Origin of the sequence: Mycoplasma anseris ATCC 49234, assembly GCF_000702805.1 — a bacterium.
GTDB lineage: Bacteria > Bacillota_I > Bacilli_A > Mycoplasmatales > Metamycoplasmataceae > Metamycoplasma > Metamycoplasma anseris.
Genome location: NZ_JNJX01000018.1, coordinates 1 through 4,268 on the forward strand (window position 1 = coordinate 1; position 4,268 = coordinate 4,268).

The 4,268-nt window shown below is 25.0% G+C and carries 4 protein-coding genes; all 4 read right to left on the reverse strand.

Annotated elements, in window-relative coordinates:
• Positions 1-129: 129 nt before the first annotated feature.
• Complete coding sequence (locus T401_RS0103245; RefSeq protein ID WP_033179055.1) at positions 130-1,452, reverse strand: C1 family peptidase; 1,323 nt, start codon at positions 1,450-1,452, stop codon at positions 130-132.
• An 84-nt stretch (positions 1,453-1,536) separates the two neighbouring features.
• Positions 1,537-2,202, reverse strand: coding sequence for a glycerol-3-phosphate 1-O-acyltransferase PlsY (gene plsY, locus T401_RS0103250; RefSeq protein ID WP_033179056.1), 666 nt, complete (start codon positions 2,200-2,202; stop codon positions 1,537-1,539).
• 35 nt (positions 2,203-2,237) lie between these two features.
• A complete protein-coding gene (locus T401_RS07310; protein ID WP_033179057.1) occupies positions 2,238-3,473 on the reverse strand; it encodes an MAG4270 family putative restriction endonuclease in 1,236 nt (411 codons plus the stop codon).
• Positions 3,464-4,268: DNA (cytosine-5-)-methyltransferase (gene dcm, locus T401_RS0103260; protein WP_156935662.1), on the reverse strand; the 805-nt coding region annotated here is incomplete at its 5' end. The genes dcm and T401_RS07310, both read right to left, overlap by 10 nt.

Consider the following 4,268-nt stretch of genomic DNA (forward strand, 5'->3'; position numbering starts at 1 on the left):
AGAAAAAAATAATAATTTTTAGTTTTAAAAAAGTAAATAAAAAAGGGGGAGGTATTATTATTTCTATACAAAATACATGATTATAACTTTAAAATAAAAAACAAGGACTTCACCCTGTTTATTGAATTTTTAAGCAATTGGATCTCAAGGTTCGATTTCGATAGGCTCTTCTTCTAAACCTTTTAAATATTTTGGATCAACATATTTCTTGTCAACAATTGATTCAAACATATATTCGTCAAATCATTTATCACTCATTGAAAAGATCCCCTTACTTCCAATATCTGAACCTCATGAATTTTCTACTTTTCATTTAATTGGATTTCCTTTTTTATCAAGGTCAACCCCAACAAAGTTCATGGCATGATTTGGATAAATAACACCTAATTCAAATTTTTCTTTCTTTGATAATTTATCAAGTTTTACAAGTGCATCATTTCATGAATATAAATCTGCATCTAAAATTCCAGATTTTCTATCAATGAATTGGCTAACATCACAAGCAAATCAACAAGTTTTATTATCTTTTAAAGCTGCAATTGTTGCTCTTTTTAATTCATCTAATGGGACATTTAAACAAAGATTGCTATTTCCTTCAATAACAGTTTTAAAATATTTTGATTTCAATAATTTCCCATATGGATAAATTTCTCTTGGGTCTGAAACTAAAGAAATCTTGTTTAAGATTTCATCACCTATAACTTTTTCATAAAAATTTTGAGGAGTCATATTACTTAATTTTTGAAATTTTTCATCCGCATCACGATATTCAAAATCAAATTTCTTTGGTGGCATTCCTAACGCCTTAACACAAACATTATAAACATCATATAGTGCTTGTTCTTTAATTTCAAGAATTGCTTTTTTAGCTACTTTAGCTTTATGTAACCTGCGCATTTCAGCAGCTGCTTGTTTTACTATTAAATTTAAAACTTCACAAAAATCATTTGAAGATGATGAATGAAATGTTTCAGGCATTGCTTGTTTTGGACAAACACCATATTTTTTATTTAATTCTAAATATCATTCTCAATATCCACCATCAGAAACTGGATTGTTCATAAATTCTTTAAATAAACGGTCATTAGGTTCCAAATCTAAAGCATAATTGATAATATTTTCCAAAAAGGTATTTGCTTTTTCCATTTTTTCTCAAAAGTAAATATAATTTTGTGAAAATTCAATATCCTTAATTTTTAAATTTTCTAATGCTTTCACTCTCGCCATGTTTAAAGCAGCAAAAATTCAACATCTACCTGAAGATTTTTGATTAGTCATTGAACCAGTTTTTACTTCATTACTAAACTCAAAGTTATGTACTCTTAAGACATCATTATTAAATGTTGCTTGATTAATTCCTACTTTAGCAATAGCATTTTTAACTGCTTGAGATGTTTTGTCACGATTGAATTTTTTTTCAAAAGATTTAATTAAATCTAATTCTAGTTTCATAATTTTCCTTTCATTCTTGATAATAATAAATTATATGTTAATATCACTATCAGTTTTAAAATAAAATCAGCATCATGCTGATTTTTATCATTTGAACAATTTTGATTCAGTTTTATTTATTATTCTTACATAATTTCGGTAATGTTTGAAAATTATTACAATTGCACATAGTGAAATAATACAATTATTTACAATAACTGGGACATTCACTAGCATAATTGCTAGAACATGGTCTACATCAAAAAGTGGTAAACAGCATAATATTGCAATAATGAATGAAGATATAGCACTTGTTAGGGATACATAATTTGAAACAACTAAAATTAATACATATAAAGAAACAAAGATTACAAACAAGATGAAATTAAATGCTAAAACGATTCCAAAGAAGCAAGCTACTCCTTTTCCGCCCTTGAATTTAAAATATAATGGAAAAACATGGCCAATTAAAGCACCAAATCCAATAGATAATGGAATAATGAAGTCATTATTTGAAACATTAGCATAATGTTTTGTTAATAGAACTATTAATGTTGGTAAAAAGCTTTTAAAAAAATCAAAACTAAAAACAAAAAAAGCAAATTTAAAACCCATGTTTCTTAATACGTTAGTAGCACCGGCGTTTCCGCTACCTTTTAATCTAATATCTTGGCCCTTTATTTTGCTTATAATAATTCCTAAATTAATTGAGCCAATAAAATATCCAATTAAAAATAAAATGAAATTAATTCATATATATGTTCCAATCATAATATTAAATAATATAGGAAATATTAAAATATCCCTTATTTTGATTTAAAAAATTCTCAAAAACCTTCAAATTCACTGGGGTTTTTATAATTCAAAATTCTTTGATTTAAATAGAATTTTCTTTTCTTAGTTAGAAATTTATTATCAATTTTCTTAATAATAGACATATTTTGATTATAAATGTTTCAGTTTTTATTATCAAATTTTTTGTTTATTTGTATATTACCATCCAAATCATAAAAAAACATATATTTATCAAATGCTCGATGAGAATTTACATCTAAATTCAATAAGTTTTCTTTATCGGAAACAGCTTCGATAAATTGTTTTTTTATCTCCTTGTCATTTATACTACTTTGGTTTCTTAAATTGTAAATATATTTAATTAGGTCGGCTTTAATCATTTTGATCTCATAAATGTGTGCACGGTCATATTCTTTTATTTGTTTAAAAACCTGAATATTCAATTTATTAACTTTATTTCTCTCTTTATCAATAAGCTTTATATATTTAGAAATGTGATTATCTATCAACTCTTTTTCTTTGTTTAATTCAATATATAATAATTTTAATTTATTGATTTTATTTTCGTTGTATTCATCAAACAATAAGCAATTTAGGAATTCAAAAGCATGATTATCCTTCTTTTCATTTGATTTCAAGATTTGGTTTAAAAAGAATTCAGCACTATTTGATTTCATTCTTTTAAAATTTCTTAAATCATCATTTTCTAATACAAAATCATTTAAAAAAATGGCATCAAAAAATGTATTGCACAAAACATTTTTAAGATCTTCTTCTTTGTTAAAATCCAAACATACTAATTGGCCTGCTTTTAAATTCTTGAATTTTCCAGATGGATTAGATCCTCTTACTAAGGCAATTAAATTATTGAAAGTAATTTTATTATTAGTAATTCATTCATTAAGAGTTTGAAGTTGTTCATTGTTAAAGACAAACAAATTATTGTTGTCTTGTCTAATAGTTTGAATAATATTTGTTTGATGCATCTGATTTAAAAAATCTAGTAATGATTTCCTTGTTTGATAATTGCTATTTTCTTTCAAAATTCAAGATTCAGTGGTGGCTAAATCAATTGCAAAACTTTCAAAATGAATTTCACGATGAAAAATTAACATTTTTTGTGGCTCAATTAAAACATCGACATAACCTTTAAAATGCCCTGTTTTGAAATTGTTGTTTAAATAATTATTTGTGGCAAAATGAAATCTAATTTTATGTAGTTCTTTATCAAAATTACTTATAAACATTTTAAAACCTCTTTAAATAATGCTTCAAGAACTTCAACACTTATTGAGTTACCGCATGTAAAAATCATTTTGCTCTCAGAAAGAATTTGACTCTTTTTAATTTTTATGCCATCTTCTTTATCAAAACCCATATATTGGTATGCCTCAATAGCATTCATAAAGAACAATTTATGTCTTTTTTTATCATAAATTTTAATTCTGCTATTAGCACCTGATGCTGTTAAAGTTGGACCAAAAAATTTTGGTTCATAAATGTATGCTTCACTATTGAAATTAGTATAGTTTTTTAAAATGGTTTTTGTAATGCCCTGCTTACTTGTTTTAAAATCCAAAAAAGGAAAATTTAAAAGGGCAGAACAATCTTGATGTTCATGTTTAAAATTGATAATATTTTTAAAATAATTGTTGTGTTTAATCTTTAAAGGGAAATGAAATTCTTTTGGATTAGATTTTAGAAATGAAACTAGAAATACCCTTTCCCGATTTTGGGCGCTTCCATAATCTTTTGCATTTAACAAAGCTCATTTTGATTTATAGCCAAGCTTATCTAATACTTTTATTCATTGATTAAAATCATTAATAAATTTTTGGGTAGTTAATGCCTTAACATTTTCTAATACTAAACATTTGGGTAAATTATTTACATTTGCTTTTAAAATTCTTTCAATTTCATAAAGTAATCCACTTCTTGTTTCTTTATTAATTCCTTTTTGTTTGCCTTGCTGTGATAAATCTTGACAAGGAAAAGAATAAGTTAGAATGTCAATGTTTTTAGGCAAATTATTGAATTTGCGA